Origin of the sequence: Pseudidiomarina insulisalsae, assembly GCF_003987065.1 — a bacterium.
In the GTDB taxonomy this organism is placed as follows: domain Bacteria; phylum Pseudomonadota; class Gammaproteobacteria; order Enterobacterales; family Alteromonadaceae; genus Pseudidiomarina; species Pseudidiomarina insulisalsae.
Map to the genome: position 1 here is coordinate 59560 of NZ_PIPY01000006.1, position 26477 is coordinate 86036.

Consider the following 26477-nt stretch of genomic DNA (forward strand, 5'->3'; position numbering starts at 1 on the left):
TTAAAGCGCCGCAATTTTTGCCCGTTGCTGCTGTAACTGCTGCAGCGTATCTTCGGCGTTAGCAAGCTTCTCACGCTCTTTGGCGATGACATCTGCTGGCGCCTTACTGACGAAGTTCTCATTACTTAGCTTACGTGAGAACATTGTCACTTCCTTTTCAGCTTTTTCAATTGCCTTATCCAGTCGGGCAAGTTCCGCAGCGGTGTCAATCAAACCTGCCATTGGAATGTGTATTTCCATCCGGCCCACCAATGCGGTGGCGCTGGCCGGAGCCTCAGCACTACTGCTAAGGAATGTCACCGATTCAAGCTTAGCCAGTGCTGCCAGAAAGCTTTCATTTTCCTGCAGGCGGGCTTTGGCTTTGGCATCGGCATTGGTAATTAATACCGGCAGCGGTTTGCTGGGTGACAGGTTCATTTCACCACGAATATTGCGTACCGCAACAATCACCTGTTTCAGCCACTCCATGTCATCACGGGCTGAGGCAAAGCGCTCTTTCTGCACCTGAGGGTAGGGCTGCAACATGATAGTTTCGCCCTCGACGCCGGCAAGCGGAGCCACGCGCTGCCAGATTTCCTCGGTGATAAATGGCAGTAAAGGATGCAGCAGGCGCAACAGTTGCTCCAGCACGGTCACCAGGGTGTGACGGGTGCCACGCAACTGAGCTTCGCTACCATTGAATAAGATTGGCTTAGTGAGTTCAAGATACCAGTCGCAGAACTGATTCCAGGTGAACTCGTATGCAATCGCTGCGGCCTGGTCAAAGCGGTAGTTATCCAGCGCGTTACGGAACTGCTTCACGGTATCGTTGAAACCCTCAATGATCCACTGGTCAGCTAAGGACAGCTGCATTTCACCGCCTTTGATACCGCAGTCGTGCTCTTCGGTATTCATCAGCACATAGCGGCTGGCATTCCATAGCTTGTTACAGAAGTTGCGATAGCCCTCGAGCCGTTTCATGTCCCAGTTAATGTCACGACCGGTGGAGGCCAGCGCGGCCAGCGTGAAACGTAAGGCATCGGTACCGTGCGCAGTAATCCCTTCAGGGAACTGCTTTTCGGTACGCTTTTTAATTTTCGCTTCCAGTTGTGGCTGCATCATATTGGCGGTACGTTTCTCCACCAGTGACTGCAAATCGATACCGTCAATCATATCGAGCGGGTCGAGCACGTTGCCCTTCGACTTCGACATTTTCTGGCCTTCTTCGTCGCGAATAAGGCCGGTCACATAAACCGTCTTGAAAGGTACCTGCGGCTTGCCATTTTCGTCTTTGAGGAAGTGCATGGTCATCATGATCATGCGTGCCACCCAGAAGAAAATAATGTCGAAACCTGTCACCAGCACATCGGTCGGGTGAAAGGTTTTCAGATCATCAGTGTTTTCTGGCCAGCCCAAGGTTGAGAAAGTCCACAGTGCTGATGAGAACCAGGTATCAAGCACGTCTTCGTCTTGTTGCAGAGCAACGTCGTCAGCCAGGCCATGTTCGCGACGGACTTCGGCTTCATCGCGGCCCACATACACGTTGCCCTCAGCATCGTACCAGGCAGGGATACGATGACCCCACCAAAGCTGGCGTGAAATACACCAGTCCTGAATGTCACGCATCCAGGCAAAATACATATTTTCATACTGTTTAGGTACGAACTGAATCTCGCCCTCTTCAACAGCGCGTGTTGCCACTTCTGCCAACGGGGCAACACGCACATACCACTGATCGGTCAGGTGTGGCTCAATCGGCACGCCGCCACGGTCACCGTAGGGCACCTTATTGGTATGTTTTTCAACTTTATCAAGCAGGTCCAGGGCATCAAAGTCAGCGACTACTTTTTTGCGGGCTTCAAAACGATCAAGATTACGGTACGCCTCAGGCAATATGCCATCGAAGTCACCGATGCTATCAATGGCTTCGCCGGTGGCCGTGTAAAGTCCGGCGCGCTCGCGCACCTGCGCGTGATCATCAAGCACGGCGATCATCGCCAGCTGATTGCGTTTACCAATCTCATAGTCGTTGAAGTCATGCGCAGGTGTGATTTTCACACAGCCGGTGCCAAACTCCTGGTCCACATAACTGTCGGCAATGATCGGAATACGGCGACCGACCAAAGGCAAATCAATGAATTTACCGACCAGCGCCTGATAGCGCTCGTCATCAGGATGGACCGCAACACAAACGTCACCGAGCATGGTCTCGGGGCGCGTGGTCGCAACCACCAGATAATCTTTACCATCGGCAGTGGTGGCTCCGTCAGCTAACGGATAACGAAGATGCCAGATGTGGCCTTGTTGCTCTTTATTTTCCACTTCCAGATCGGAGATCGCGGTTTGCAGTTTCGGATCCCAGTTGACCAGCCGCTTGCCGCGATAAATCAGATTCTCTTTGTGCAGCCTTACGAAGACTTCTTTCACCGCGTTTGACAGACCCTCGTCCATGGTAAAGCGTTCGCGATCCCAGTCGACAGAGTCACCTAGGCGACGCATCTGCTGCGTGATGGTGCCACCGGACTGGGCTTTCCATTCCCATACTTTTTCGATGAATTTTTCGCGCCCCAGCTCGGTGCGGGTCTGACCTTGCGCTGCCAATTGCCGCTCAACCACCATTTGTGTAGCGATACCAGCATGGTCAGAGCCAACCTGCCAGAGCGTGTTAAAGCCATCCATACGCTTGTAGCGGGTGAGCGTATCCATAATGGTATGCTGAAAGGCATGGCCCATATGCAGACTGCCCGTCACATTGGGTGGCGGGATCATGATGCAATAGCTACTGCCCTCGCCGGAGGGTTTAAAATAGCCTGCCTGCTCCCACTTTTGGTAGAGCGCTTGCTCAATAGCATTTGGCGAATACGTTTTATCCATGCGAAACCTTCACGACATTAATTTGATGTTGTTTGTTGCAGCTCAGTGGCATTCACTGTGCTAAGTTGCACGCCTTGCTGACGGTACCATTTAAAGCGCTCACGTGCTTGCTGACGGGCCTGTGGGTCACTGGGCACCTGATCAATCACCAGTTGGGCGCCGGCAAATTGCGGCGCGGTCGGCATCAGATTGACGACCACTTTGGTACGCCGCGCGCCGATGGCCGCCTCGGGCCAACATAACTCTACCGGTGCGCCCTGACTGGGGCCTTCACCGATCAGGTTATGGGGCACGAATGCATCGGCGGGTTGTTGCCACAGCGCTTCATCAAGCGCTTCAGCTTGTTGTTGATCACGGCACCAGACGCGGACGCTGCCCAATTCGCGCCAGCGCTCGCTGATGAGCTGACAAAACAGGCTTAGCTGCTGTGCTTCGTCCAGCCCGTCAAGGACATAAAAGATACCGTGTACCATATTAGTTGCTTTGTCCGTTATCAGCCCGATTGAGCAGAAATTGTGTCAACATGGGCACGGGTCGTCCGGTCGCGCCTTTTTTCGCGCCACTGCGCCATGCAGTGCCGGCAATGTCCAGATGCGCCCAGTGGTATTTCTTGGTGAAGCGGGACAAGAAGCAGGCAGCGGTAATGGTGCCGGCATCGCGTCCGCCAAGATTCTGCATATCGGCAAAGGGGCTGTCCAGGGCGTCCTGGTACTCATCCCACAATGGCAGGCGCCAGGCGCGGTCACCACTTTGCTCTGAAGCGTTAAGCAGCTCGTGCGCGAGCGGATTATGCGAACTCATCAGGCCGCTGGCATGATGACCTAACGCAACAATACAGGCACCGGTGAGGGTGGCGATATCGACCACCGCCTCTGGTTCAAAGCGCTCTACGTAAGTCAGCACGTCACAAAGTACCAGACGCCCTTCAGCGTCGGTGTTCAGAACTTCTACGGTTTGTCCGCTCATGGTGGTAAGCACATCGCCAGGGCGATAGGCCTTGCCATCAGGCATATTTTCACAGCCAGCAATGGCACCAATTACGTTGATGGGTAATTGTAGCTCCGCCAACGCCTGCATGGCACCTAAAACCGAGGCCGCGCCGCCCATATCGTACTTCATCTCATCCATATTGGCGGAAGGCTTGATAGAAATCCCCCCAGAGTCAAACGTCAGGCCTTTACCTACCAGCACCACCGGTGGGACGTCTTTGGCAGCGCCCTGATAGTGCAATAGCGATAACACTGATTCATGCTCGGACCCCTGCCCCACAGCAAGGTAGGCATTCATGCCCAGCTCAGCCATTTGTGCTTCGTCAACTTCACTAAACGAGAGGTTGTCGTATTGATCTGCCATTGACTGCGCCTGCTCAGCAAGATAGCGCGGGGTGCAGATATTCGGTGGCATGTTAGCTACATCACGACAGATGGTCACGCCCTTACTGACCGCCAGCGCATGCTGAATCGCGCGCTCGCCTAAGGGTAATTCACGGCGGGTGGGGACGTTGAATACTAGTTTACGTAACGGCCGGCGAGGTTCTTCCTTGCGCGTTTTCAACTGGTTGAACGTGTACAGCCCGGCCTGCGCTGCTTCCACCGCCTGACGGACTTTCCAGTAGGTGTCGCGGCCTTTTACGTGTAACTCGCTAAGAAAGCAAACCGCTTCCATTGAACCGGTTTCATTCAATGTATGGATGGTTTTTTCGATAATTTGTTTATACTGACGTTCATCAAGTTCACGCTCTTTACCGCAACCGACAAGGAGTACGCGTTCACTTAAAATGTTCGGCACATGATGGAGCAGCAACATTTGCCCGGCTTTACCTTCAAGGTCACCGCGACGCAATAAGCCACTAAGGTAGCCTTCGCTGACCTGGTCGAGTTGCTCGGCGACGCCTGACAAGCGGCGGGGTTCAAACACTCCTACGACAATACAGGCAGAACGTTGCTTTTCCGGACTGCCACTTTTGACGCTAAACTCCATAAGTACTCCCGTTTTTGGCGGTTGACAGGGTAGGGCTGCCATAGAATAATTCTTGGTAAAATGACAAGTTTACTGAAAAATTGCGTATTTTCCAGCAAAAAGCAACGTTAAGAGTGGTCACCAGTGCGTATATTCCGCTATTTAATGCGAGAAACCTTCAAATCTCAAATCGCCGTTTTAACGGTGCTGATGACCATTTTTGTCAGTCAAAAGTTCGTCCGCGTACTGGCTGACGCCTCTGCGGGCGAAATTCCCGGCGATCTGGTCATAAAGTTACTGGGTTTAAATCTGCCGGCGCTGGCAGCCCTGATCCTACCATTGAGTTTATTCCTCGGTGTTTTATTAGCCCATGGGCGTATCTATGCCGACAATGAAATGACCGTATTGCATGCCTGTGGTGTGAGTGAATGGTACGTGACGCGGGTTACCCTGGTGCTGGCCGTACTGCTCGCGCTGGTGACCGCCACGCTGACGCTGTGGCTGGTGCCCTGGTCATTGGAACAGGAGCGGCAGGTCGAGGAGCGGGCGCGCAGTGACACTGGGTTGTCGGTCATTATGCCGGGACGTTTTCAGCAGGCAAGTAACCAAAAAGCGGTGATTTTCGTACAGGGGCTGACTGAGACTGGCGACCTCGATGAGGTCTTTGTGGCGCAGTCATTGCGCGATGAAGAAGAGCGTGTTGTCGGCGGCAGTGTGGTAATGGCCGATACCGGCACGGTTATCGCCAATGACAGTGGCTCGCAGCAACTGGTTCTCAATAATGGCACCCGCTATGCCCGTAACACTGGCGAGGGTGACTATCAGGTAATGGAGTTCGCCAGTTATCAGTTGCAGATTAAAGAACAGGAAGCAACTGAATACAGCCGTAAGCTTGAAGCCTACAGTACGGCTGAGCTCTGGGCTGAAGATAATCCGGAGGCTGCTGCCGAGTGGCAATGGCGTATTGCCATTCCGCTGGCCATGCCGCTGCTGACCCTCATTGCTGTACCGCTAAGCCGGGTCAATCCGCGCCAGGGTAAATTTGCCCGGATGGCGCCGGCACTACTCATCTACCTGGGTTACTTTCTGTTATTGATGGCGGCACGCTCGGCGGTGGCTGATGGCGTGATACCTGCGGTAATTGGTTTGTGGTGGATTCATGTGTTGCTGCTGTTGTTCGGTATTATTCTGGTCGGCAAAGGCCGTCCGTTAGGGTTGCGCATGCTGGCGCAACTGCGGAGGTCTTAACATGCTGCAGTTTTCTATTCTCGATAAATACATTGCCCGTACGGTACTGACGACGTCATTGCTAAGTCTGGCGGTACTCAGTGGCTTGTCGGCGTTGATCCGCTTTGTTGAACAACTGAAGTCAGTGGGTAAAGGAACTTACTCAGTGGCGGAAGCGGGGCTGTTTGTACTCTATAGCCTGCCCCGTGATATCGAAGTGTTCTTTCCCATGGCAGCTTTGCTTGGCGGCCTGATCGGTATGGGCATGCTGGCCAGTAACTCTGAGCTGGTGGTGATGCTGGCCTCAGGGCGCTCGCGGTTAAATATTGTTGGCTCGGTGATGAAGGCAGCAGTCATCATGATGCTGGCGGTCATGGCGATGGGCGAATGGATTGCGCCACAACTTGAGGCGCAAGGGCGCGAACTACGAGCGTCAGCAATTTCTGGCGGCAGCCTGATTTCGGCTCAGCAGGGCGTTTGGGCCAAAGACGGCTCTCACTTTGTCAATATCAGTGAAGTGGAAGACACCGGTCGCCTGCGTGATCTCACGGTCTATAGGTTTAATCAGCAACGGGTACTTGAGTCGGTGGTGCAGGGACAGTCCGCGACTTATCAAAATGGCCAGTGGTTGCTGACCAACGTCGAGATTACTGAGCACGGCGAGGAACGTATTGAGCATAGCGAATTATCGCGCTGGGTCTGGCAGTCCTCACTTACGCCGGACAAACTTGGCGTCGTGACGGTCAAGCCCGAGGCATTATCCATTACCGGCCTGCTCGACTATCTCGATTACCTGCGTGCCAATCAACAGGCAACAGAACGCTATCAGCTGGCACTATGGCGCAAGTTATTGGCGCCGGTCACGGTAGCGGTCATGTTGTTGGTGGCCTTGTCCTTTATATTTGGACCTTTACGCTCACAGACCATGGGCGCGCGCATTTTGCTAGGGGTAATTACCGGCTTTGGCTTTCACGTCAGTAATGAAATTTTCGGGCCGCTAGCGCAGGTTTATCACCTGCCACCAATACTTGGCGCGCTGCTGCCAAGTGTCTTGTTTGCCGGCGCCGCGCTCTACTTACTGCAGCGCAAATAAAACCGCAATGAAAATAAGCGCCTGCAATGAACGTTAACCTGCAGGCCTTATAATTCTTTCCAGTAATAGAGCTGGTTAGCTTCTTTGGATAAGGTCACCATTTCGGTTCCCGCAGCATAATCATGCCAGGCACGGCGATTCTTAACATCAACCAGCACCCAGAGGTTACCCAGACCGAACGCACAGGTAAGCAAGCGGATGAGCGTTTGCTTTTTTGTGATGCGTGAACCATCGCGTTGCTGCACCTTTAAGCGCCAGGCGCGCATTCCCAGGGTTTGACCGCTACGGTACCAGAACCAACCAAAAAACAGAGCCAGCATCGCCAGCAGATATAGTCCGTAAAGTGGTGAGCTATTGAGCCATGCCGCATGGTCGACGCCTGCAGGCAGCGTCAGCCAGTCAAGACTGGTCAGCAGGGCCGCAAAGCCAAGCGCGAGCGCGGAAGCCAACATAATAATAGCCACGGCGACCAGTAGATCGTAGACCCAGGCGGCGAGGCGCCGCAAGAATCCGGCGCTGGGAAATGAAGCATGTAATTTTTGCGCAGGACTGGCGTCCGTCATGATGATTCCTTAACTGACTAATAATAACTGCAGGAGGATTATCTTTGAGTCGCCTTTGAGAAGCAAGGACCAGCCTCATGTCCGCACAAATTTAGTGAGTTGCTTATGAATTAGCCGAACACACTAAAACCTTGATAATTTTCTTGATCGGAAAATTCCCTTGCGTATAATGCCACGCACTACCGACATTCAAGTCAAATCTTCTATGCCGAAGTGGCGGAATTGGTAGACGCAGCGGATTCAAAATCCGCCGCTGGCAACAGCGTGGGGGTTCAAGTCCCCCCTTCGGCACCAAAACTTCATCTCTGCTCTGTTTGCGCTGAATCACAGCACAGCTATCCCCTTGATTTTCTGTTATACTGTCTGCTATTCGTTGATGCAATTCGTATGAACAAACCGCAGAGGTTCTATGTCGAAGAACGACAGCAAAAACAATCCGGAACAGCCTGAATACGAGGTTGAAATCCCATCCCGCGAAGCGCTACTAGAAGCCGTGGAGTCGCGTCTGAAACCGACCACGTTTGAAGAAATTCTGGAACGCTTTGAGCTTACTGACGAGCGCCAGCACGTGGGGGTTAAACGTCGCCTGCGCGCTATGGAGCGCGATGGTCAGCTGATTTATACCAAAGCCAATGCCTACGGCTTACCCTCACGTATGAATCTGATTAAAGGGCGCATTATTGGCCACCGGGACGGCTTCGGTTTTTGTAAGCCGGAAGACGGCGGTAATGACCTGTTTATTCCGCCGAATCAGATGTACAGCGTGATGCATGGCGATAAGGTGCTGGTGCAGGAACAGGGTACAGACCCGAAAGGTCGCCGCGAGGGCCGTATTGTACGGGTGATTGAGCCGCGCGATGCGAGCATTGTCGGACGCTTCTTTATTGACCATGACCTTGGCATCGTAGTGCCCGACGACAGCCGCATTAATCAGGATATTTTAATTCCCGAGGAAGCCCGAAATGGTGCCCGGCATGGCCAGATTGTAGTGGTCACGATCACCCGTCGGCCGAATCGACGCACGTCGCCCATCGGTGAGGTAACAGAAATCTTAGGCGAGCATATGGCGCCTGGAATGGAAATTGAAATTGCCATTCGTGAGCATGACATTCCCACTGACTGGAGTCCGGCGACGCTTGCCGAGGTTGACAAGTTGGCCGACGAAGTCCCTGCTGAAGCCTATGAGAATCGCGCCGATTTGCGCGAGTTACCTCTTATCACCATTGACGGTGAAGATTCGCGCGACTTCGATGATGCCGTCTATGCTGAGCCTGAAGGCGATAGCTGGCGCCTGTGGGTAGCGATTGCTGATGTGAGTTACTATGTGCGGCCGAATACAGCGCTTGATAAAGATGCGTTGGAACGCGGTAACTCGGTATATTTTCCGAACTTCGTCGTGCCCATGTTACCGGAGAAGTTGTCAAACGGCTTGTGCTCACTGAATCCCGAAGTCGATCGGCTGTGCATGGTTGCAGAAATGAAAGTATCGAGCCGCGGTAAGTTGCAGCAGGCGAAATTTTATCCGGCGGTGATGAAGTCACATGCGCGAATGACGTACAACAAAGTTGCGGATATTCTGGACGGGGACCCGCAGCTGCGTCAGCAGTACGAACAGATTCTCACGCCAATTGAGAATTTACATGAGCTTTTTAAAGTGCTGAAAAAAGCACGGCAGAAACGCGCTGCGATCGAGTTTGAAACGCTGGAAACCCGTTTCATCTTTAATGCGCAGCGCAAAATTGAAAGTATTGAGCCGGTGCGACGCAATGTCGCGCACACCATCATTGAAGAGTGTATGATCATGGCCAACGTAGCGACGGCCCGATTGATCGAACAGCATGATGAAGCCGGTGCACTATTCCGGGTCCACGAGCCGCCATCCTCGGAACGGCTGACAAATTTCCGCAGCTTTCTGGGAGAATTGGGTCTTTCACTTAAAGGTGGCGATGACCCAAGTCCAAATGATTATGCCGATGTGCTTGAGCAGGTACGTGACAGACCGGATGCGGAGCTGATTCAGACCATGTTGCTGCGCTCGATGCAGCAGGCGATTTATACCCCGGATAATGCCGGTCACTTTGGCCTGGCACTGGACGAGTATTCGCACTTCACCTCGCCGATTCGGCGTTATCCTGATCTGGTCTTACACCGCGCGATAAAAGCGCTGCTGAAAAAAGTTGAAGGTCCGAGCAAAGCCCTGGAAGGGGCCTGGATGTATCCTGATGAACAGCTTGATGAGCTCGGTGAGCACTGTTCAATGACGGAGCGTCGCGCAGATGACGCCACACGTCAGGTCGATGAATGGCTTAAATGTGAATACATGCAGGATCATGTTGGTGAGGAATTCACCGGGGTGATCGCTTCGGTTACTAATTTTGGTCTGTTTATCCGCTTAGATGACTTGCATATTGATGGCTTGGTACATGTGTCGAACCTCGATAATGATTATTATCATTACGACAGCGAGCGACATTTACTGATTGGCGAAAACAGCCGTCGGGTCTATCGCTTAGGTGACAAGGTGAAGGTTCGTGTGCGCAGCGTCGACCTGGATGAGCGCAAAATTGATCTGACCTTGCTGTCGGCTGAAAGTCCTTCGGGTAAACAACGCTTACCTGAGCCCAAAAGTAAGGATAAAGATGAGAGCAGCGGTAAACCGAAAAGCAAGCGTCAGCAAAAGCGCGAAAAAAACGGTAAAGTGAAAGCGAAACGCGCGAAAGTTGAAAAGCAGCGTAAAGCGAAAAAGAAAACCACCGGCAAAAAGAAATAACCAAGCAGAAATAACTAAAAATGAAAGGATAGCTCAATCAATGAGTAAGAAAGTAGCTGTATTTGGTCTGCACGCAGTACGTGCGTTGCTTGAGCGACATCCCGAGCGGGTGGTTGAGGTATTTGCGTTGCGTGAGCGTCAGGACGACGCGTTGCAAACACTGGTACAAAGTGCTCAGCGCTTAGGCGTCCGGCCACAGTTTGTGCCTAAACAGACCCTTGATAAAAAGGCTGACGGTGGCACCCATCAGGGCATTGTCGTGGTAGCCCTGGAGGCGCCGTTGCTCACCGATAATGATTTGCCTGATCTGGTAAATAACAGCAGTTCAGCAGCTTTGTTTCTGGTCCTGGACGGTGTCACCGACCCGCATAATTTAGGGGCCTGTCTGCGAACTGCAGACGCTGCCGGTGTCACAGCAGTCATTGTGCCAAAAGACAAATCAGCATCGCTGAATGCCACGGTACGGAAAGTTGCATGCGGCGCAGCTGAAACCATGCCATTGGTGCAGGTTACTAATCTGGCACGGGCGCTGAAGCAGTTACAACAGTTGAACGTATGGGTGATGGGGACCGCAGGCGAGGCACAGCAATCGGTCTATAACGTCGATCTGAAAGGGCCTGTGGCGCTGGTCATGGGTGCCGAAGGCGATGGCATGCGGCGTTTGACCCGTGAAACCTGTGACGAACTGATTAAAATTCCTCTGCATGGCAGCGTCTCAAGCCTGAATGTGTCGGTAGCAACCGGCGTGTGTTTGTTTGAAGCAGTGCGGCAGCGGGGCGAAACAGCATGAAGAAGGTTCCGCTAATGCGTATGCGCCCGGTGGTGCTGTCGATGATCGTCATTGTTTTACTGGCGCTGGCATGGTTACCGACCGGTGGATTTTTGCCTGGTGAGCGGACCAATAAACCGCAGTTGTATGTTGAGCTAACCTCTGCGTCGATGTCGCCACGCGTCGATGATGTCATGTTTGACATTCGTCAGCGTATTCAGCAACGCCATGAATGGCGCTTGGTTGAAAACGCAGCGCCCTATGCGTGGCAGTTAGAGGCTGAAGTTCTCGAGTCCGAACAATTGGTGATCGTAGCAGTATTACGTGCCCCGCAAAGCGAGACGACCGAACAAGTTCAGGAGCAGCGTTTTAAAGTTCAGGGACCCTATGATGCCATGGGGGCTTTACCGGAACAGTTCGTGAAAGTGCTGACTGACTTGATTGAAAACGCAGAAAAGCATAGTACAAGCTTGTGATCCCGACCAAATTCGGCTAAAATCCCGCCGCTTAAATCAGTCTGAAGTTTTTAAACTATCAATAAAGCGTTCCTTGCTGCTGCAGGTGTGACTGAGCCTATCAGTAGCTATGAACCATAAGGAGCAGAAATGCGTCATTATGAAATCGTATTCATGGTCCACCCGGACCAGAGCGAGCAAGTACCTGGTATGATCGAGCGTTACAGCGAAACGATCAAACAAGGTAACGGCACTATCCACCGCCTGGAAGACTGGGGCCGTCGTCAACTGGCTTACCCAATCAACAAGTTGCACAAAGCACATTACGTTCTGATGAACATCGAAGCTTCAGCTGAAGTTGTCGAAGAGTTGGAAACAGCTTTCCGTTACAACGATGCCGTTCTTCGCAACATGATCATGCGTAAGAAAGAAGCCGTCACCGATGCGTCTCCTTTGACTAAAAAAGAAGACCGTAAAGGCGACAGCCGTAACGAAGAACAAGGCGATAACGAAGCAGCGTAAGCTGAATTGTTAGCGTCTGACCATTGTGGAGCTAAGTAATCAACTGGTATTAGGTGGCAGCGTCAGCAAACCACCCAGGTTAACCACCAGCCCGGCAGGCATCAGCCACTTGCGTTTTGTACTGGATCACCAGTCGGAACAACAGGAAGCCGGATACTCACGGCGCAGTTTCGTAAGAATTCTGGTTGTGGTAACAGGTGAAGCAGCGAAACAGTGGATGAACGAATTGACAGTTGGGACACAGTTACAGGTCAGCGGTTTTTTGAATCGAATTGAAGATAAAAACGGTGTTGGAAAACTGGTACTGCACGCCCGGCAACTTGTAAAGATTTGAGGAGACCATCATGGCTCGTTTTTTCCGTCGCCGTAAATTCTGCCGCTTTAAGGCAGAAGGCGTTAAAGAAATTGATTATAAAGATATCGCTACTCTGAAAAACTATATCACTGAGAGTGGCAAAATCGTTCCTAGCCGCATCACTGGCACTTCTGCGAAGTACCAGCGTCAGTTGGCGCGTGCCATCAAACGTGCACGTTACTTGTCGTTGCTGCCTTATACTGACTCACATCAGTAAGCCGGCATCGCGAACGATCTCAGAAACTCAGAGGTAGCGAACAATGGAAATTATTCTATTAGACAAAATCGCCAACTTAGGTGGCCTGGGCGACCAGGTTTCCGTGAAGTCTGGCTATGCACGTAACTTTTTGTTCCCGCAAGGCAAAGCTGTTCCAGCAACTGCCGCGAACATTAAAGTTTTCGAAGAACGCCGCGCTGAATTAGAAGCGAAAATCGCTTCTGACTTAGCTGCTGCAGAAGAGCGTGCAGAAAAAATCAACGCACTTGATCCTATCGTGATCAGCTCTAAAGCTGGCGATGAAGGCAAGCTGTTTGGCTCTATCGGTACCAAAGACATCGCTGATGCAGTAACTGCAGCGGGTGTTGAAGTGCAGAAGAGCGAAGTATTGTTGCCAAACGGTACTTTACGTGAGACTGGCGAGTATGACATTGAGTTGCACTTGCACGCTGACGTATTTGCCACCATCAAGTTGCAGGTGGTTGCTGCTGAGTAATCAGCACTAAGCAAATATGCACACCAAAAACCGCAGTTCGGGTCACCGGGCTGCGGTTTTTTTTTTGCTTTTTTTTATGCTCATGTAAACCTTGTAAGTATTGGCAGCGACCAACCCTACAAGAACAGCAAAAAGGGCACACCCCGTGACAGCACAAGTGATCACCCATCAGGCGTTTGAGGACCCGGACCAGCGACTCGTCCGTCAGGCGGCAAATGGCGACATGGCAGCTTTTTCGCAGCTGTTTGAGCGTCATCACCGCAAGGTCTATGGCCTGGTCTGGCGGCTGGCGGGCGACAGTGAAACCGCCCATGACCTGACGCAGGAAGTCTTTATCAAGCTTTGGGATGCCCTGGGCAGCTTTCGCGGCGAGAGTAAATTCAGTACCTGGCTGCATACCGTTGCCAGTCGCGTGGCCATCAGTGAGCTGCGCAAGCAAAAGCGCTGGCGTCAGAATATTACGCTGACCGATGACGGCAGCTACGCCGATGGGATAACGCAGTCAGCCAGTGCTGACCTGGGCGAGCTCGACCGGTTGATTCAGCGGTTACCTGAGCAAATGCGCTGGGTTTTTGTTTTGCACTGCATTGAAGGATTACGTCATGACGAGGTGGCGAGTGAGCTTGGGATTGCAGTGGGTACGAGTAAAGCGCACGTGCATCGAGCACGAACTTTATTAGAGGAGTGGTTGAGTGATGAGTAATTCGACAGCAAAACAGCGACTCGATCAACTCATTCAGGAAGCGGCAAGTGGCGCATCGACGCCGGCCCCTGAACGTGATTTGTGGCGCGGTATTGAACATAGCCTGGCGCGCCGTCAGCGGCGCTCAGGCAAGTGGCTGAACTGGGTCTGGGCAAGTGCTGCCTGTTTAGTGCTGGCGGTCGGTGGGGTGACCTTTATGGGCATGCATGAGCCGGCAGCAACTGCCACCGGGACACCACCAGCCAAAGCCTTATTGGCGTATCTGAATGCGCAGCATGAACAACAACGGGAGTTTGTGCTGACCCATTATCAAACAGCGGGCTGGAACGGCGAGAGTGATTTTGTGGCCGCCGAAGTAGAGCAGATCCGCGCAAGTATTCAGGAAGTCAGTGCACAACTGTTGGAGGAACCCGACAATCAGGCGCTCTGGCAGCTACTGCAATGGTTGTATAACAAAGAGTTAGAGTTACTGGAATCACAGTTTGTGGTGAACGATAAGCTGCAACAGGTTTAACGGGTAGGAGAAAAGTCATGAAAGTTCTGACAAGTGTAGTAACGGGGATGGTCCTGGCGACGGGATTGGTTTATAGCACCGGCGCGGTGGCTGAACAGCAGCGTGTTGACGAGCAACTTCAGGTTCCTGCAGATGTGTTCGTAAAAGTTGAGAATATGCGCGGTGAAGTTTCAATCAAGGGCACAGCGGATTCAGTGGCACGGGTCGAAGGCGTACTTGATGAATATGCCACGGGTTTTATCTTCGCACTGGATGGCAGTACCCTGACAATTGCAGTCGAGATGCCACAACGGGGAAACTTTTCCGGTAACGATGTAACGGAACTTGAAATCTGGTTACCGCAAAGTGCCGAGCTTACGCTTGAGGGGGTTTCGAGTGATTACGCGATCACAGGTTTTAACAGTGACGTGAGAATTAATACGGTAAGTGGCGATATCACCGCAAAAGAGTTGCAGGGTGATATCCGGTTGAACACCGTCAGTGGTGACGTATTCGCCAGTGAAGTGGGCGGACGCGTACAGCTGAAGTCGGTAAGTGGCGATATTGATGATCGTAACGGTAACGCCACGGTTGCCGATTATAGTACGACCAGTGGTGACATCCGTGTGGCAACGCCAGCAACAGAAGTGCGTGTCGAGTCGGTCTCGGGTGATATTGAATTGACCCTCAGCGAAGTGAAAGAACTGGCGGCGAAATCCGTGAGCGGCGATGTCGAAGCGACGTTTAGCCTGGCGAACAATGGTCGGGTGACAGCAAACTCTGTCAGCGGTGATGTTGAATTAGCGATTCGCGGTGAACTGAATGCGAAATTATCAGCCGTGGTCAGTGGTGGCGGTAGCATTGTGAATCGTCTCAATGAGCAGCGCGCGGAAGAGTCACGCTGGGGCGTCGGTGCGCAGCTGAAGTCGACCGTCGGCAACGGTTCTGGTGTCATTGATGTAACTACCATGAGCGGTGATATCCATTTCATCAAAAAGTAATCAAACAGAAGCGGATCGCAGCGCGATTCGCTTCCCTCCTTGCCCCGCATTTTGTATAGTCTAAGCCATCATTCATCGTAACTGAGAGAACCATGGCCGCGACCCGCCCTGAAAAGCAAGCACGTACGGATGCCAAGCTTGCTGCAATTAAGACACCACCCCATTCAATTGAGGCCGAACAATCGGTACTCGGTGGCTTAATGCTCGATAACCAGGCCTGGGACGCGATTGCCGGCGATATTATCAGTGACGATTTTTACCATCGCGGTCACCGGCTTATTTTTCGCGCGATGTCGCGACTGACCGAGCAAAACCAACCTATTGATCTCGTCACTGTATCGGAAACTCTGGAAGCGGCGGGAGAACTACAGGATGTCGGCGGCTTTGCGTATTTAGGTGAAATCGCTAAGAACACACCAAGTGCGGCGAACATTCGCGCCTACGCGCAAATTGTTCGTGAGCGCGCGGTGCTGCGCGAGCTGATTGCCGCTTCAAATGAAATCGCCGAGTCGTGCTATGACACGCAGAACCGTAGCAGTGCTCAACTACTCGATATTGCAGAGAGCAAGGTTTTTAATATCGCCGAAAAACGCACCGATGCCAACGAGGGTCCACAGGCGATTGCCCCGATTCTGCAACGCACAGTGGAGCGCATCGATGAGCTCAGTCGCAGTAAAAATGCCAACGGTGTCACCGGACGCTCGACTGGCTTCTCCGATCTCGATCGCATGACCGCTGGCTTACAGCCTTCTGATTTAATCATCGTCGCGGCGCGGCCGTCGATGGGTAAAACCACCTTCGCCATGAATCTCTGTGAAAATGTAGCCATGCGCGAAGACAAGCCGGTGCTGGTGTTTAGTTTAGAGATGCCGTCAGAACAGATCATGATGCGGATGATGGCCTCGTTGAGCCATGTGGATCAGACCCGCATACGTAATGGTCAGCTACAGGAAGAAGACTGGAGTCGCGTGGCCTCCACCATTTCGATTCTGAAAGAGCGCAATAACATTTACATTGATGACTCATCAGGTCTGACGCCCACCGAGGTGCGCTCGCGGGCGCGGCGGGTAGCGCGTGAACACGGTGGTTTATCGATGATCATGGTCGATTATTTGCAGTTAATGACGGTGCCCGGCATGGCTGAAAACCGGACTCTGGAAATTGCCGAAATATCGCGCTCACTGAAGGCGCTGGCGAAAGAACTCGAAGTGCCTGTGGTGGCGTTGTCACAGCTCAACCGCTCACTTGAGCAACGCTCGAACCGTCGTCCGGTCAACTCAGATTTGCGTGAGTCGGGCTCGATTGAGCAGGACGCCGACGTCATCATGTTCATCTATCGTGATGAAGTCTATCACCCGGAAAGTGATGAGAAGGGCATTGCTGAGATTATTCTGGGTAAGCAGCGGAATGGCCCCATTGGCACGGTGAAACTGAAGTTCCAGGGGCAGTATTCACGCTTTGATAATCTGGCCCAGCATGAAATTCCTGACGGGCCGGACTACTAATAAGAAGGGTTAAGCACACTCGCGGCACACACCGTGTGCCTCGATGGTTTGCGATTCAACCTGAAAACCCTGATCTTCAGCCTGCTTACGCAGCGCCTCATACACCCCGTCGGACTGAATTTCCTGCACTGAGCCGCAGCGCTCGCAGATGAGCATCTGCACGGGATGGTGGTGGTCAAAATGACTACAAAGCACATAACTGTTTGATGAGCTAATCTTATGGACAAAGCCTTGCTCTTGCAGGAAATCAAGGGCACGATAGATGGTCGGAGGCTTGGCATTAGGTACAGCCGATTTGAGTTTATCAAGCAGATCGTAGGCGCCGATCGCGCCGCTTTGTTCTGCCAGGATCTCAAATACTTCACGGCGCGCCGGCGTTAGCCGCGCACCACGCTGTGCACATAATTTTTCGGCCTTAGAGATAAGGCGCGCTGTATCTTTTGTCGTCATAACAAGCAGTTTATCACGGTCATTGCGAATCGGGTAGCACACAAGCAGCTCAGAGCAGATGAAAAGGACGACAATCATGACTTCAGATTCTGGCAAATCTTATCAAACCAATTGGCGACGTTTACTTGTTGGCTTATCTCACACCGATGCGATAGCACCGGGTGAGCCGGATTTCAGTTTTACTGACATCACACTTGATAAGTTGCAGGAGGCGATGCAGAACCGTGAATTGAATGCCCAACAGGTGGTACGTCATTATTATCGGCAGATCGTCCGGCATAACGAGGAGGGCGCAGATTTACGTGCGGTAAATCAGTTATTGCCCCTTACCGACGCCCTGGAAATAGCGCGCAAGTTAGACACCGAGCGCGAGCAGGGCAATGTCCGTGGAAAACTGCATGGTATTCCGGTGTTACTGAAAGATAATATTGATACCGCTGATGGATTGCCAAATACTGCAGGCTCTTTGCTACTGAAAGAGCACTTTCCTGAACGTGATGCCCCGCTGGTAGAAAAGTTGCGCGCGGCGGGTGCGATTATCATTGGTAAAGCGAACTTAACGGAGTGGGCAAACTTCCGTTCCAGTGGCGCTAGTTCAGGCTGGAGCAGTCTCGGTGGCATGATAAAAAACCCCTATGACACCACGCGCAGTACCTGTGGCTCGAGCGGTGGTTCGGCCTGTGCTGTCAGTAGTAACCTGATTCCGGTAGCAGTGGGGAGCGAAACCGATGGTTCGCTGGTATGTCCGGCAGCAACCACGGGAATTGTCGCGATTAAACCGACGCTTGGCCTGATTAGCCATAAGGGGATTATTCCCATCGCTCCCAGCCAGGACACTGCCGGTCCTATGGCGCGCACTGTTCGTGACGCGGTATATCTGTTGGATGTGCTGGTTGAACGTAACGCTGATGACAAACGCAGCCCGTCGTTTAGTGAGCATCTAAAGGTCGCCGGTCTGCAAGGCAAGCGCATAGGAGTCGCACGCAATCTGATGGGTTATCATACCGACCTGGACGCGGCCTTCGAGAAGCAGTTAAACGTGTTGCGCGATGCCGGCGCCGAGATCATTGAAGAGGTTGAGTTTTGCAGCGAGCACGACTGGAGTGAAGATGAACTCATCGTCTTGTTACATGAGTTTAAATACAGCATACAGGATTATTTCTCCCAGCATCCGCAAGCACGTTACCATAATCTTGATGAGCTTATAGCGGCGACGCAGCAATATGGCGAGGTTCTGATGCCATTTTTCGGGCAGCAAATCTTTGCCCTTGCGGATTTGCGTACCGATGAACAGCAAGCGGATTATGAAGCGGCGCTTGCGCGAGCGAAAGATGCCGCAGGTAAAAACGGCATTGATGCGACACTCAAGCGTCACCAACTTGACCTGTTGATTGCGCCGACCACCTCGCCCGCCTGGAAGATTGATGTCATCAACGGCGATCATTATCTTGGCTCGGCCAGTTCACCAGCCGCGGTAGCCGGCTACCCACATATCACGGTGCCAATGGGTTTTATCGGGCACTTACCGGTAGGCATGAGCTTCTTTGCCGGCGCCGGTGCGGATGCGTTGCTGATCGAAGCGGCTTACGCCTATGAGCAAGTCAGCCAACAACGGCGAGCACCAGCGCTGTTACCGCGCGAGCATTAACCGCAAAACTTGCAAAGCCAGAGCGAAACCGTAGAATACGGCGTCCTTACTGGTATTGAGGCGCGTTCCCTATGGCATCGACATTAACAGCTCCGACACTCGCTGTAGCTCCTATGCTCGACTGGACCGATCGCCATTGTCGATATTTTCATCGGCTTTTTACCAAGAAAACCGTGCTTTTCACTGAGATGGTAACAACAGGCGCCATTATTCACGGTAAATACGACTTCCTCGCTTTTCATCCGGCTGAGCAGCCGGTGGTTCTGCAGCTTGGTGGCAGCGATCCGGCAGCGATGGCTGAATGTGCAGCGCGTGCTTTTGAACGCGGCTATGAGGCGGTCGACATTAACGTCGGGTGTCCGTCCGATCGCGTCAAAAATGGCAGCTTCGGCGCCTGTCTGATGGCAGAGCCTGCGATCGTAGGCGCCTGTGTCGAGGCCATGCAAAAAGCAGCCCCGCAGCTACGGGTTTCGGTGAAAACCCGACTCGGTATTGACGAGCACGACAGTGATGCGTTCCTTTACCGGTTTATTGACACCGTTACCGATGCTGGCTGTCGTTATCTGACGTTGCACGCCCGCAAAGCCTGGCTCCAGGGCTTAAGCCCGAAGCAGAATCGCGAGATTCCCCCGTTACAGTATGAGCGTGTCTACCAGGCGAAGCAGCGCTACCCCGGGCTGCATCTGATGATAAATGGTGGCATTACCGATGCCGCTGCCATTGCCACGCATCTGCAGCATGTTGATGGCGTGATGGTAGGTCGTGAGGCTTATCAGAACCCTGCGTTTCTTGGTTGTTTTGATACACTGCTGGCTGATACTGCTGCACCTATGCCGCAAGAAATGTCGGAAGAAATGCCGCAACAAATGCTGCAGCAATATGCGACCTTCGCTGAGCAAGTCACGGTCGTTGAGCAAATGATTCCCTACACAGAAGCGCATCTGCAACAGGGTGGGCGCTGCTGGCATGTGGTGCGCCATATGCTGGGTTTATTTCAGGGACAGCCAGGCGCGAAACGCTGGCGTCAGTGGCTGAGCCAACAAGGGCCCACGGCGACAAATGCCGAAGAACTGATCCGCGGTGGTCTGGCTTTTGTGCTGCAAGAACGTGCAAAGCTTGACCAAAAGTTAGCGGAACAGACCAACGAATAAGCGCCCGAAAAATCTCACCCTTCCATAAGTAATAAATATAAAACCTTTAGAATACAGATGGTTGTCATCGTTTTTCAAAAGTTGGCACAACCTTTGTATTACTTCTATCGACTTAACCAGGACCGTTGTGAGGACGGTTTGCGTTTCACCATTCGATAGGAGAACAAAACATGAAAGCTATCATCGCACTTATCACCTTAGTCGCCGCTGCAACGGCTACTCCGGCACTGGCGAACAATAAAGCCGAGCTTGAAGCGGCGATCGGGAAAAGCCTGCATGCGCAAGCCAAACAGGTGAAGCATCATCTTGATCAGCAGAGCCGTTTGCAGCAACAACGCCTTTTGGCTGAATTACGCGGTCCACGCCTTGAGCCCGAGCTGATTGTGGCGGAACAACGCGTTGAGGTAAAGCCGTCAGCCCTGAAAGGGGAGTAACCGAATGTTTGATCTTACTTCGATCTGGCTGCTGATTCTGACCTTTGCACCGGTGGTAAGCACAGTGGTCGCCGGTGCGGCCGTCGTCATTAACCATGCGTTTAACGCAACCAACACAGGGTGATTTTAAAGGCTTTTCTGTGCTAGTCTGCGGTTCACAATAACAAGAGTAACTTTAGTCAGAGGAACTTGTAGTGAACAAAAACGCATGGTTAGGAATGGTCAGCGCAGTGAGTCTGGCCGTAGTGGCAGCGCTTCAGGCGCCGGTAAATGCGCAGCAGTATCAGGCCAGCGAACGTGCAATTAAGCTTGCGCAGGAAAATATGCTGATCGATACCCACATTGACGTCCCTTATCGCCTTACTGAAAAGTGGGCCGACGTAACTCAAGCCACTGAAGGTGGTGACTTCGATTATCCCCGTGCTGTAGAAGGCGGTCTGAATGTGCCTTTCATGTCGATTTATATTCCGGCACAGCTGGAACAGACGCCGGGTGCCAGTAAGCAACTTGCCCACCAGTTGATTGATAGTATGGAAGCAGTGGCGTGGCGCGCGCCAGACAAGTTTGCCATGGCCTATACGGTGGCTGACGTTGAGCAACAGTTCGACCAGGGCCTGATGTCGATAGCGCTGGGCATGGAAAATGGCTCGCCTATGGAAGGCGACATGGCTAACCTGAAAGAATTTTATGATCGCGGCATTCGTTATATTACCTTGTCGCATTCACTGTCGAATCACATCGCTGACTCATCCTATGACATCCGCCGCCAGTGGAATGGCCTGAGCCCCTTTGGTAAAGAGCTGGTCGTTGAGATGAATAATATCGGTATGATGATCGATATTTCGCATGTCTCCGATGATGCTTTCTGGCAAACCCTGGCGCTCTCTAAAGCACCGGTTATCGCCTCTCACTCATCTTTGCGTCGTTATACGCCGGGCTTTGAACGGAATATGAGCGATGACATGATCAAAGCGCTGGGCGAAAACGGCGGCGTTATTATGATCAACTTCGGTTCGACCTTCGTGACCCAGGCCGCGAACCGTTATCGCGACATGATTAACCAGCAGGTTGAAAAAGTCATCGCTGAGCTCGGTGAAGACAGCGAAGAAGCCAAACAACGCATCGCCGAATTACGCGCTGATAACCCGTTCCCGTTCGCAACGCTGGAGCAGGTGCTCGACCATATTGACCACGTCGTCGAGTTGGTCGGCATTGACCACGTCGGTATTGGTTCTGATTACGACGGTGTTGGTGACTCTTTGCCGGTGGGTCTGAAAGACGTATCAACGTATCCAAATCTGGTGCAAGGCTTACTTGATCGGGGCTATTCTGACGCCGATATTAAGAAGATCCTCAATGAGAATTTACTTCGCGTCTGGCGCGAAGTAGAAACCTACGCCGCGAACCACTAAAACCTTAGAGCGTTATTAGTTACTGGATACTGGATATTGGTTGTTTGCTAATAACCAGTATCTGATAACCGATAACGCTGTTGCTTTTCTATCTTTTCCGTGTATAATTTGCCGCCACAGTTGTTGATCCCTCAGGGCTCTTGACCGGTAAGTAAACAACTGGAAGTTGGTTGCCACAGCAATCCCGATAGGGGATTGAATGTTGATTCGTTAGAAATACCTCGCCCGGTATGCTGCCAGGGTGTAGGTTTTTTTCTGTGCTCTTTTTTAAATGCTCTTTATTTGAGGCTTTGATTTTTTATGGCTAATCAAAGAATTCGGATTCGACTGAAAGCGTTCGATCACCGTCTGATTGACCAGTCAACTGCAGAGATCGTTGAGACTGCAAAACGGACTGGTGCTCAGGTACGTGGTCCAATCCCTCTGCCTACGCGCAAAGAACGTTTCACCGTGTTGATTTCTCCACACGTGAACAAAGATGCGCGTGACCAGTACGAGATCCGTACCCATAAGCGTCTGATCGATATCATGGACCCTACTGACAAGACTGTTGACGCGCTGATGCGCCTTGACCTTGCAGCGGGTGTTGATGTTCAGATCAGCCTGGGTTAAGCGGGCAGTAATAGGATTACACACGAGAGGTTTTAACAATGGCTATTGGTCTAGTCGGTCGTAAAGTAGGAATGACACGTGTCTTCCAAGAAGACGGCGCTTCTGTACCTGTTACTGTGATTGAAGTGACTGCAAACCGTGTGACTCAGGTCAAAACTGAGGAAACTGACGGCTATCGCGCGCTTCAAGTTACAACAGGTGAGAAAAAAGCGAACCGCGTAAACAAACCAGCTGCTGGTCACTTCGCGAAAGCGGGTGTCGAAGCAGGTCGTGGTCTCTGGGAATTCCGCCTGGAAGACGGCGAAGGTGAAGATTTCGCAGTAGGTTCTGAAATCACCGTAGAAATTTTTGCGGACACCAAAAAAGTAGACGTTACCGGTACCTCTAAAGGTAAAGGTTTCCAAGGTGCTGTTAAGCGCTGGAATTTCCGTACTCAGGACGCTACCCATGGTAACTCGTTGTCACATCGTGCACCGGGTTCTATCGGTCAAAACCAGTCTCCTGGTCGGGTATTCAAAGGCAAGAAAATGGCAGGTCAGATGGGTAACAAGCAAATAACCGTGCAGACTCTTGATGTCGTGCGTGTTGACGCTGAGCGTGGTTTGTTGCTGATTCGTGGCGCTGTCCCTGGTGCTACTGGCGGTGACGTTGTCATCAAGCCAGCAGTCAAGGCTAAGGCGTAACGTCTGAGGAGAATGGTGATGGAATTAACATTGAAAGACGCAAAAGGCGCTCTTGAAGTTTCCGAAGCTACCTTTGGACGTGAGTTCAACGAAGCTTTGATTCATCAAGTCGTTGTCGCTTATGCTGCAGGCGCTCGTCAGGGCACCAAAGCACAGAAGACGCGTTCTGAAGTAGCTGGCGGTGGCAAAAAGCCATGGCGCCAAAAAGGTACTGGCCGTGCTCGCGCAGGTACTATCCGTAGCCCAATCTGGCGCTCTGGTGGTACTACTTTTGCAGCGAAACCACGCAGCCACGACCAGAAAGTAAACAAAAAAATGTACCGCGGTGCGATGAAGAGCATCTTGTCTGAACTGGTTCGTCAGGACCGTTTAGTCGTGGTCGAAAGCTTTGGTGTTGATTCACCAAAGACCAAGCAACTGGCTACTAAGCTGAAAGAAATGGATCTGAACGACGTGTTGATCGTGACCAAAGAACTGGACGAGAACCTGTTCCTTGCTTCACGCAACTTGCACAAAGTTGACGCACGTGATGTTCAGGCTGTTGACCCGGTAAGCCTGATTGCTTTTGAAAAAGTTCTGATGACTGCGGACGCAGTGAAGCAACTTGAGGAGGCTTTAGCATGATGCGCGAAGAACGTTTATTGAAAGTGATCATTGCTCCTCACGTTTCTGAAAAATCTACTGTTGCAGCTGAAACTGCAAATACAGTGGTTTTCAAAGTTGCAACCGACGCTAACAAAGCTGAAATCAAAGCAGCAGTTGAAAAACTGTTCGAGGTTGAAGTTGAAGGCGTTCGCACTGTCAACGTGAAAGGCAAAACCAAACGTACCGGCATGCGCTTCGGTAAGCGTAGTGACTGGAAAAAAGCCTATGTCACCCTGAAAGAAGGTGCTGACATCGACTTCGTCGGCGGCGCTGAGTAAGAGGAGGAATTCACATGGCATTAGTTAAGTGTAAGCCTACGTCTCCAGGTCGTCGCCACGTAGTTAAAGTGGTTAACGAAGACCTGTATAAAGGCAAGCCTTACGCGCCTTTGTTGGATAAAAACAACAAGAAAGGCGGTCGTAATAACAATGGTCGCATTACAGTTCGTCACATCGGCGGTGGTCACAAGCATCACTACCGTATGATCGACTTTAAGCGCGACAAAGACGGTATCCCTGCGAAAGTTGAGCGTCTGGAATATGATCCAAACCGTTCAGCAAACATCGCATTGGTTCTGTATGCAGACGGTGAGCGTCGCTATATTCTGGCCCCTAAAGGCCTGAAAGCTGGTGATAAAGTTCAGTCTGGTTCAGATGCACCGATCAAAGCGGGTAACACCTTACCACTGCGTAACATTCCAGTAGGTTCTGTGGTACACGCAATCGAAATGAAACCTGGTAAAGGTGCACAGCTGGCTCGTTCAGCCGGTGCTTATGTACAGGTTTTGGCTCGCGATGGCGGCTACGTTACTGTACGTCTGCGTTCTGGCGAAATGCGCCGGATTCAGTCGGACTGCCGTGCAACCATCGGTGAAGTAGGCAACGCAGAACACATGCTGCGTCAATTGGGTAAAGCTGGTGCAACGCGCTGGCGTGGTGTTCGTCCTACCGTTCGTGGTGTGGCGATGAACCCGGTTGATCACCCGCATGGTGGTGGTGAAGGCCGTACTTCTGGTGGTCGTCATCCGGTTACCCCATGGGGTACTCCGACTAAGGGTTATAAGACCCGTAAGAACAAGCGTACTGATAAATTCATCGTACGTCGTCGCAACAAATAAGAGTTGAGGATTAAACATGCCACGTTCTCTTAAAAAAGGTCCATTTATTGACCTTCACCTGCTAAATAAGGTGGAGAAAGCGTTGGAAGCCGGTGACAAAAAGCCTATTAAGACTTGGTCCCGTCGTTCAATGATTATCCCTGATATGATCGGCCTTACTATCGCTGTTCATAACGGTCGCCAGCACGTGCCAGTCTTCGTTTCTGACGAAATGATTGGTCACAAGCTTGGTGAATTCGCACCAACCCGCACTTATCGTGGCCACGCTGCTGATAAGAAAGCCAAGAAACGCTAAGGGAGAGTTGAGATGGAAGCTATTGCTATTCACAAGTTTGCTCGCCTTTCTGCGCAAAAAGGCCGGTTGGTTGCTGACCAGATTCGCGGTTTACCAGTAGCGAAAGCGCTGGATATTCTGAACTACAGCCCGAAAGACGCAGCTGGCCTGCTGAAGAAGGTGCTGGAGTCAGCTATCGCGAATGCTGAACACAACGAAGGTGCCGACATCGACGAGCTGAAAGTTGCCAAAGTAATGGTTGACGAAGGTCCTACCATGAAACGCATCAAGCCTCGCGCGAAAGGTCGTGCTGATCGTATCTTTAAGCGTACCAGCCACATTACTGTGGTTGTATCAGATAGCTAGGAGATAAATTATGGGTCAGAAAGTACATCCTAATGGTATTCGCCTAGGTATCACCAAGCCATGGAATGCAACCTGGTTCGCGAATACAAAAGATTTTGCCGATAACCTGCACAGTGATCACCAGGTTCGCAAGATGCTGCAAAAAGAGCTGAGCAATGCTTCAGTTTCTCGCATCGTTATTGAGCGTCCTGCGAAGAGCATCCGTGTCACCATTCATACCGCACGCCCTGGCGTGGTCATCGGTAAGAAAGGTGAAGATGTTGAGAAGCTGCGTCAAGCAGTTTCAAAATTGACTGGCGTGCCAGCTCAAATCAACATCTCAGAAGTGCGTAAGCCTGAACTGGACGCACAATTGGTTGCTGAAAATATCGCTGGTCAGCTTGAGCGCCGTGTTATGTTCCGTCGTGCGATGAAGCGCGCGGTACAAAACGCAATGCGTCTGGGCGCCAAAGGTATCAAAGTGGAAGTTAGCGGTCGTTTAGGTGGCGCGGAAATCGCCCGTACTGAATGGTACCGTGAAGGTCGCGTACCGCTGCACACACTGCGTGCAGACATCGACTACGCAACTGCAGAAGCTAACACCACTTACGGTATCATCGGTGTGAAAGTTTGGATCTTCCGTGGTGAAGTACTGGGCGGTATGCCAGTTGAAGAAAAGCCACAGGCTCCAGCGAAACGCCCTAAAGGCCGTAAGTAAGGAGATA

The 26477-nt window shown here is 51.9% G+C and carries 30 protein-coding genes and 1 tRNA gene; 26 read left to right on the plus strand and 5 right to left on the minus strand.

Annotated features, from left to right (window positions below; genetic code table 11):
- From CWI71_RS06510 to pepA, 3 genes are read right to left on the minus strand one after another with little or no spacing between them, the layout of a single operon-like run.
- Window positions 1-2853 (minus strand): valine--tRNA ligase, encoded by a 2853-nt coding sequence (locus CWI71_RS06510; RefSeq protein WP_126754462.1) that lies wholly within the window; start codon window positions 2851-2853, stop codon window positions 1-3.
- 17 nt (window positions 2854-2870) lie between these two features.
- The gene (locus CWI71_RS06515; protein ID WP_126754463.1) at window positions 2871-3326 is read right to left on the minus strand and encodes a DNA polymerase III subunit chi; all 456 of its coding nucleotides are present in this window, start codon (window positions 3324-3326) and stop codon (window positions 2871-2873) included.
- 1 nt (window position 3327) lies between these two features.
- Window positions 3328-4833, minus strand: a complete 1506-nt coding sequence (pepA, locus tag CWI71_RS06520; RefSeq protein WP_126754464.1) for a leucyl aminopeptidase — start codon at window positions 4831-4833, stop codon at window positions 3328-3330.
- Window positions 4834-4956: 123 nt separating this feature from the next.
- On the opposite strand from pepA, the gene lptF reads away from it, so the two are divergent.
- Complete coding sequence (gene lptF / locus CWI71_RS06525) at window positions 4957-6060, plus strand: LPS export ABC transporter permease LptF (protein ID WP_198678749.1); 1104 nt, start codon at window positions 4957-4959, stop codon at window positions 6058-6060.
- Between the two features lies 1 nt (window position 6061).
- A complete protein-coding gene (gene lptG, locus CWI71_RS06530) occupies window positions 6062-7132 on the plus strand; it encodes an LPS export ABC transporter permease LptG (RefSeq protein ID WP_126754465.1) in 1071 nt (356 codons plus the stop codon).
- 47 nt (window positions 7133-7179) lie between these two features.
- On the opposite strand, the gene CWI71_RS06535 is transcribed toward lptG, so the two are convergent.
- Window positions 7180-7695 (minus strand): RDD family protein, encoded by a 516-nt coding sequence (locus tag CWI71_RS06535; RefSeq protein ID WP_126754466.1) that lies wholly within the window; start codon window positions 7693-7695, stop codon window positions 7180-7182.
- Between the two features lie 207 nt (window positions 7696-7902).
- Here CWI71_RS06535 and CWI71_RS06540 point away from each other — a divergent pair.
- The 12 genes from CWI71_RS06540 (at window position 7903) to dnaB (ending at window position 16981) form a co-directional block, all read left to right on the plus strand.
- Window positions 7903-7989 (plus strand) — tRNA-Leu (locus CWI71_RS06540).
- A 115-nt stretch (window positions 7990-8104) separates the two neighbouring features.
- Window positions 8105-10465: a ribonuclease R gene (rnr, locus tag CWI71_RS06545; RefSeq protein WP_126754467.1), complete on the plus strand. Its 2361-nt coding sequence runs from the start codon at window positions 8105-8107 to the stop codon at window positions 10463-10465.
- Between the two features lie 40 nt (window positions 10466-10505).
- Window positions 10506-11255 (plus strand): 23S rRNA (guanosine(2251)-2'-O)-methyltransferase RlmB, encoded by a 750-nt coding sequence (gene rlmB / locus CWI71_RS06550; RefSeq protein ID WP_126754468.1) that lies wholly within the window; start codon window positions 10506-10508, stop codon window positions 11253-11255.
- Entirely contained in the window at window positions 11252-11710 is a 459-nt protein-coding gene (locus tag CWI71_RS06555) for a hypothetical protein (RefSeq protein ID WP_126754469.1), read from the plus strand. Before rlmB ends, CWI71_RS06555 begins: the two co-directional genes overlap by 4 nt.
- Before the next feature lie 129 nt (window positions 11711-11839).
- Window positions 11840-12211 (plus strand): 30S ribosomal protein S6, encoded by a 372-nt coding sequence (gene rpsF, locus CWI71_RS06560; protein ID WP_126754470.1) that lies wholly within the window; start codon window positions 11840-11842, stop codon window positions 12209-12211.
- 25 nt (window positions 12212-12236) lie between these two features.
- Entirely contained in the window at window positions 12237-12545 is a 309-nt protein-coding gene (priB, locus tag CWI71_RS06565) for a primosomal replication protein N (RefSeq protein ID WP_126754471.1), read from the plus strand.
- 10 nt (window positions 12546-12555) lie between these two features.
- Entirely contained in the window at window positions 12556-12783 is a 228-nt protein-coding gene (rpsR, locus tag CWI71_RS06570; RefSeq protein ID WP_006956988.1) for a 30S ribosomal protein S18, read from the plus strand.
- A gap of 43 nt (window positions 12784-12826) precedes the next feature.
- On the plus strand, window positions 12827-13279 hold the full coding sequence (gene rplI, locus CWI71_RS06575) for a 50S ribosomal protein L9 (RefSeq protein ID WP_126754472.1): 453 nt from the start codon (window positions 12827-12829) through the stop codon (window positions 13277-13279).
- Between the two features lie 145 nt (window positions 13280-13424).
- Window positions 13425-13982, plus strand: coding sequence for an RNA polymerase sigma factor (locus tag CWI71_RS06580; protein WP_241967655.1), 558 nt, complete (start codon window positions 13425-13427; stop codon window positions 13980-13982).
- Window positions 13975-14496, plus strand: coding sequence for a hypothetical protein (locus CWI71_RS06585; protein ID WP_126754473.1), 522 nt, complete (start codon window positions 13975-13977; stop codon window positions 14494-14496). Before CWI71_RS06580 ends, CWI71_RS06585 begins: the two co-directional genes overlap by 8 nt.
- Before the next feature lie 17 nt (window positions 14497-14513).
- On the plus strand, window positions 14514-15476 hold the full coding sequence (locus CWI71_RS06590) for a DUF4097 family beta strand repeat-containing protein (RefSeq protein WP_126754474.1): 963 nt from the start codon (window positions 14514-14516) through the stop codon (window positions 15474-15476).
- A 92-nt stretch (window positions 15477-15568) separates the two neighbouring features.
- Window positions 15569-16981, plus strand: coding sequence for a replicative DNA helicase (gene dnaB / locus CWI71_RS06595; protein ID WP_126754475.1), 1413 nt, complete (start codon window positions 15569-15571; stop codon window positions 16979-16981).
- Window positions 16982-16990: 9 nt separating this feature from the next.
- Here the strand turns inward: dnaB and zur are convergent, their stop codons facing one another.
- Entirely contained in the window at window positions 16991-17431 is a 441-nt protein-coding gene (gene zur, locus CWI71_RS06600; protein WP_126754476.1) for a zinc uptake transcriptional repressor Zur, read from the minus strand.
- Window positions 17432-17507: 76 nt separating this feature from the next.
- Between zur and CWI71_RS06605 the strand changes: the two genes are divergently transcribed.
- From CWI71_RS06605 to rpsC, 12 genes are all read left to right on the plus strand, one after another.
- Complete coding sequence (locus CWI71_RS06605) at window positions 17508-19079, plus strand: amidase (protein ID WP_126754477.1); 1572 nt, start codon at window positions 17508-17510, stop codon at window positions 19077-19079.
- 71 nt (window positions 19080-19150) lie between these two features.
- The gene (gene dusA, locus CWI71_RS06610) at window positions 19151-20230 is read left to right on the plus strand and encodes a tRNA dihydrouridine(20/20a) synthase DusA (RefSeq protein ID WP_126754478.1); all 1080 of its coding nucleotides are present in this window, start codon (window positions 19151-19153) and stop codon (window positions 20228-20230) included.
- 170 nt (window positions 20231-20400) lie between these two features.
- Window positions 20401-20664: a hypothetical protein gene (locus tag CWI71_RS06615; protein WP_126754479.1), complete on the plus strand. Its 264-nt coding sequence runs from the start codon at window positions 20401-20403 to the stop codon at window positions 20662-20664.
- 218 nt (window positions 20665-20882) lie between these two features.
- Window positions 20883-22076 (plus strand): dipeptidase, encoded by a 1194-nt coding sequence (locus CWI71_RS06620; RefSeq protein ID WP_126754590.1) that lies wholly within the window; start codon window positions 20883-20885, stop codon window positions 22074-22076.
- A gap of 300 nt (window positions 22077-22376) precedes the next feature.
- Window positions 22377-22688, plus strand: coding sequence for a 30S ribosomal protein S10 (gene rpsJ / locus CWI71_RS06625; protein ID WP_008488677.1), 312 nt, complete (start codon window positions 22377-22379; stop codon window positions 22686-22688).
- A 38-nt stretch (window positions 22689-22726) separates the two neighbouring features.
- Window positions 22727-23371 (plus strand): 50S ribosomal protein L3, encoded by a 645-nt coding sequence (gene rplC, locus CWI71_RS06630; protein WP_126754480.1) that lies wholly within the window; start codon window positions 22727-22729, stop codon window positions 23369-23371.
- A gap of 18 nt (window positions 23372-23389) precedes the next feature.
- Window positions 23390-23995, plus strand: a complete 606-nt coding sequence (gene rplD, locus CWI71_RS06635; protein WP_126754481.1) for a 50S ribosomal protein L4 — start codon at window positions 23390-23392, stop codon at window positions 23993-23995.
- Window positions 23992-24294: a 50S ribosomal protein L23 gene (rplW, locus tag CWI71_RS06640; protein ID WP_126754482.1), complete on the plus strand. Its 303-nt coding sequence runs from the start codon at window positions 23992-23994 to the stop codon at window positions 24292-24294. Before rplD ends, rplW begins: the two co-directional genes overlap by 4 nt.
- 14 nt (window positions 24295-24308) lie before the next feature.
- Window positions 24309-25133: a 50S ribosomal protein L2 gene (gene rplB / locus CWI71_RS06645; protein ID WP_126754483.1), complete on the plus strand. Its 825-nt coding sequence runs from the start codon at window positions 24309-24311 to the stop codon at window positions 25131-25133.
- Between the two features lie 16 nt (window positions 25134-25149).
- Window positions 25150-25428: a 30S ribosomal protein S19 gene (rpsS, locus tag CWI71_RS06650; protein ID WP_026860408.1), complete on the plus strand. Its 279-nt coding sequence runs from the start codon at window positions 25150-25152 to the stop codon at window positions 25426-25428.
- 12 nt (window positions 25429-25440) lie between these two features.
- Window positions 25441-25773 (plus strand): 50S ribosomal protein L22, encoded by a 333-nt coding sequence (gene rplV / locus CWI71_RS06655; RefSeq protein WP_026860407.1) that lies wholly within the window; start codon window positions 25441-25443, stop codon window positions 25771-25773.
- Window positions 25774-25783: 10 nt separating this feature from the next.
- Window positions 25784-26470, plus strand: a complete 687-nt coding sequence (gene rpsC, locus CWI71_RS06660; RefSeq protein ID WP_126754484.1) for a 30S ribosomal protein S3 — start codon at window positions 25784-25786, stop codon at window positions 26468-26470.
- Window positions 26471-26477: the final 7 nt, after the last annotated feature.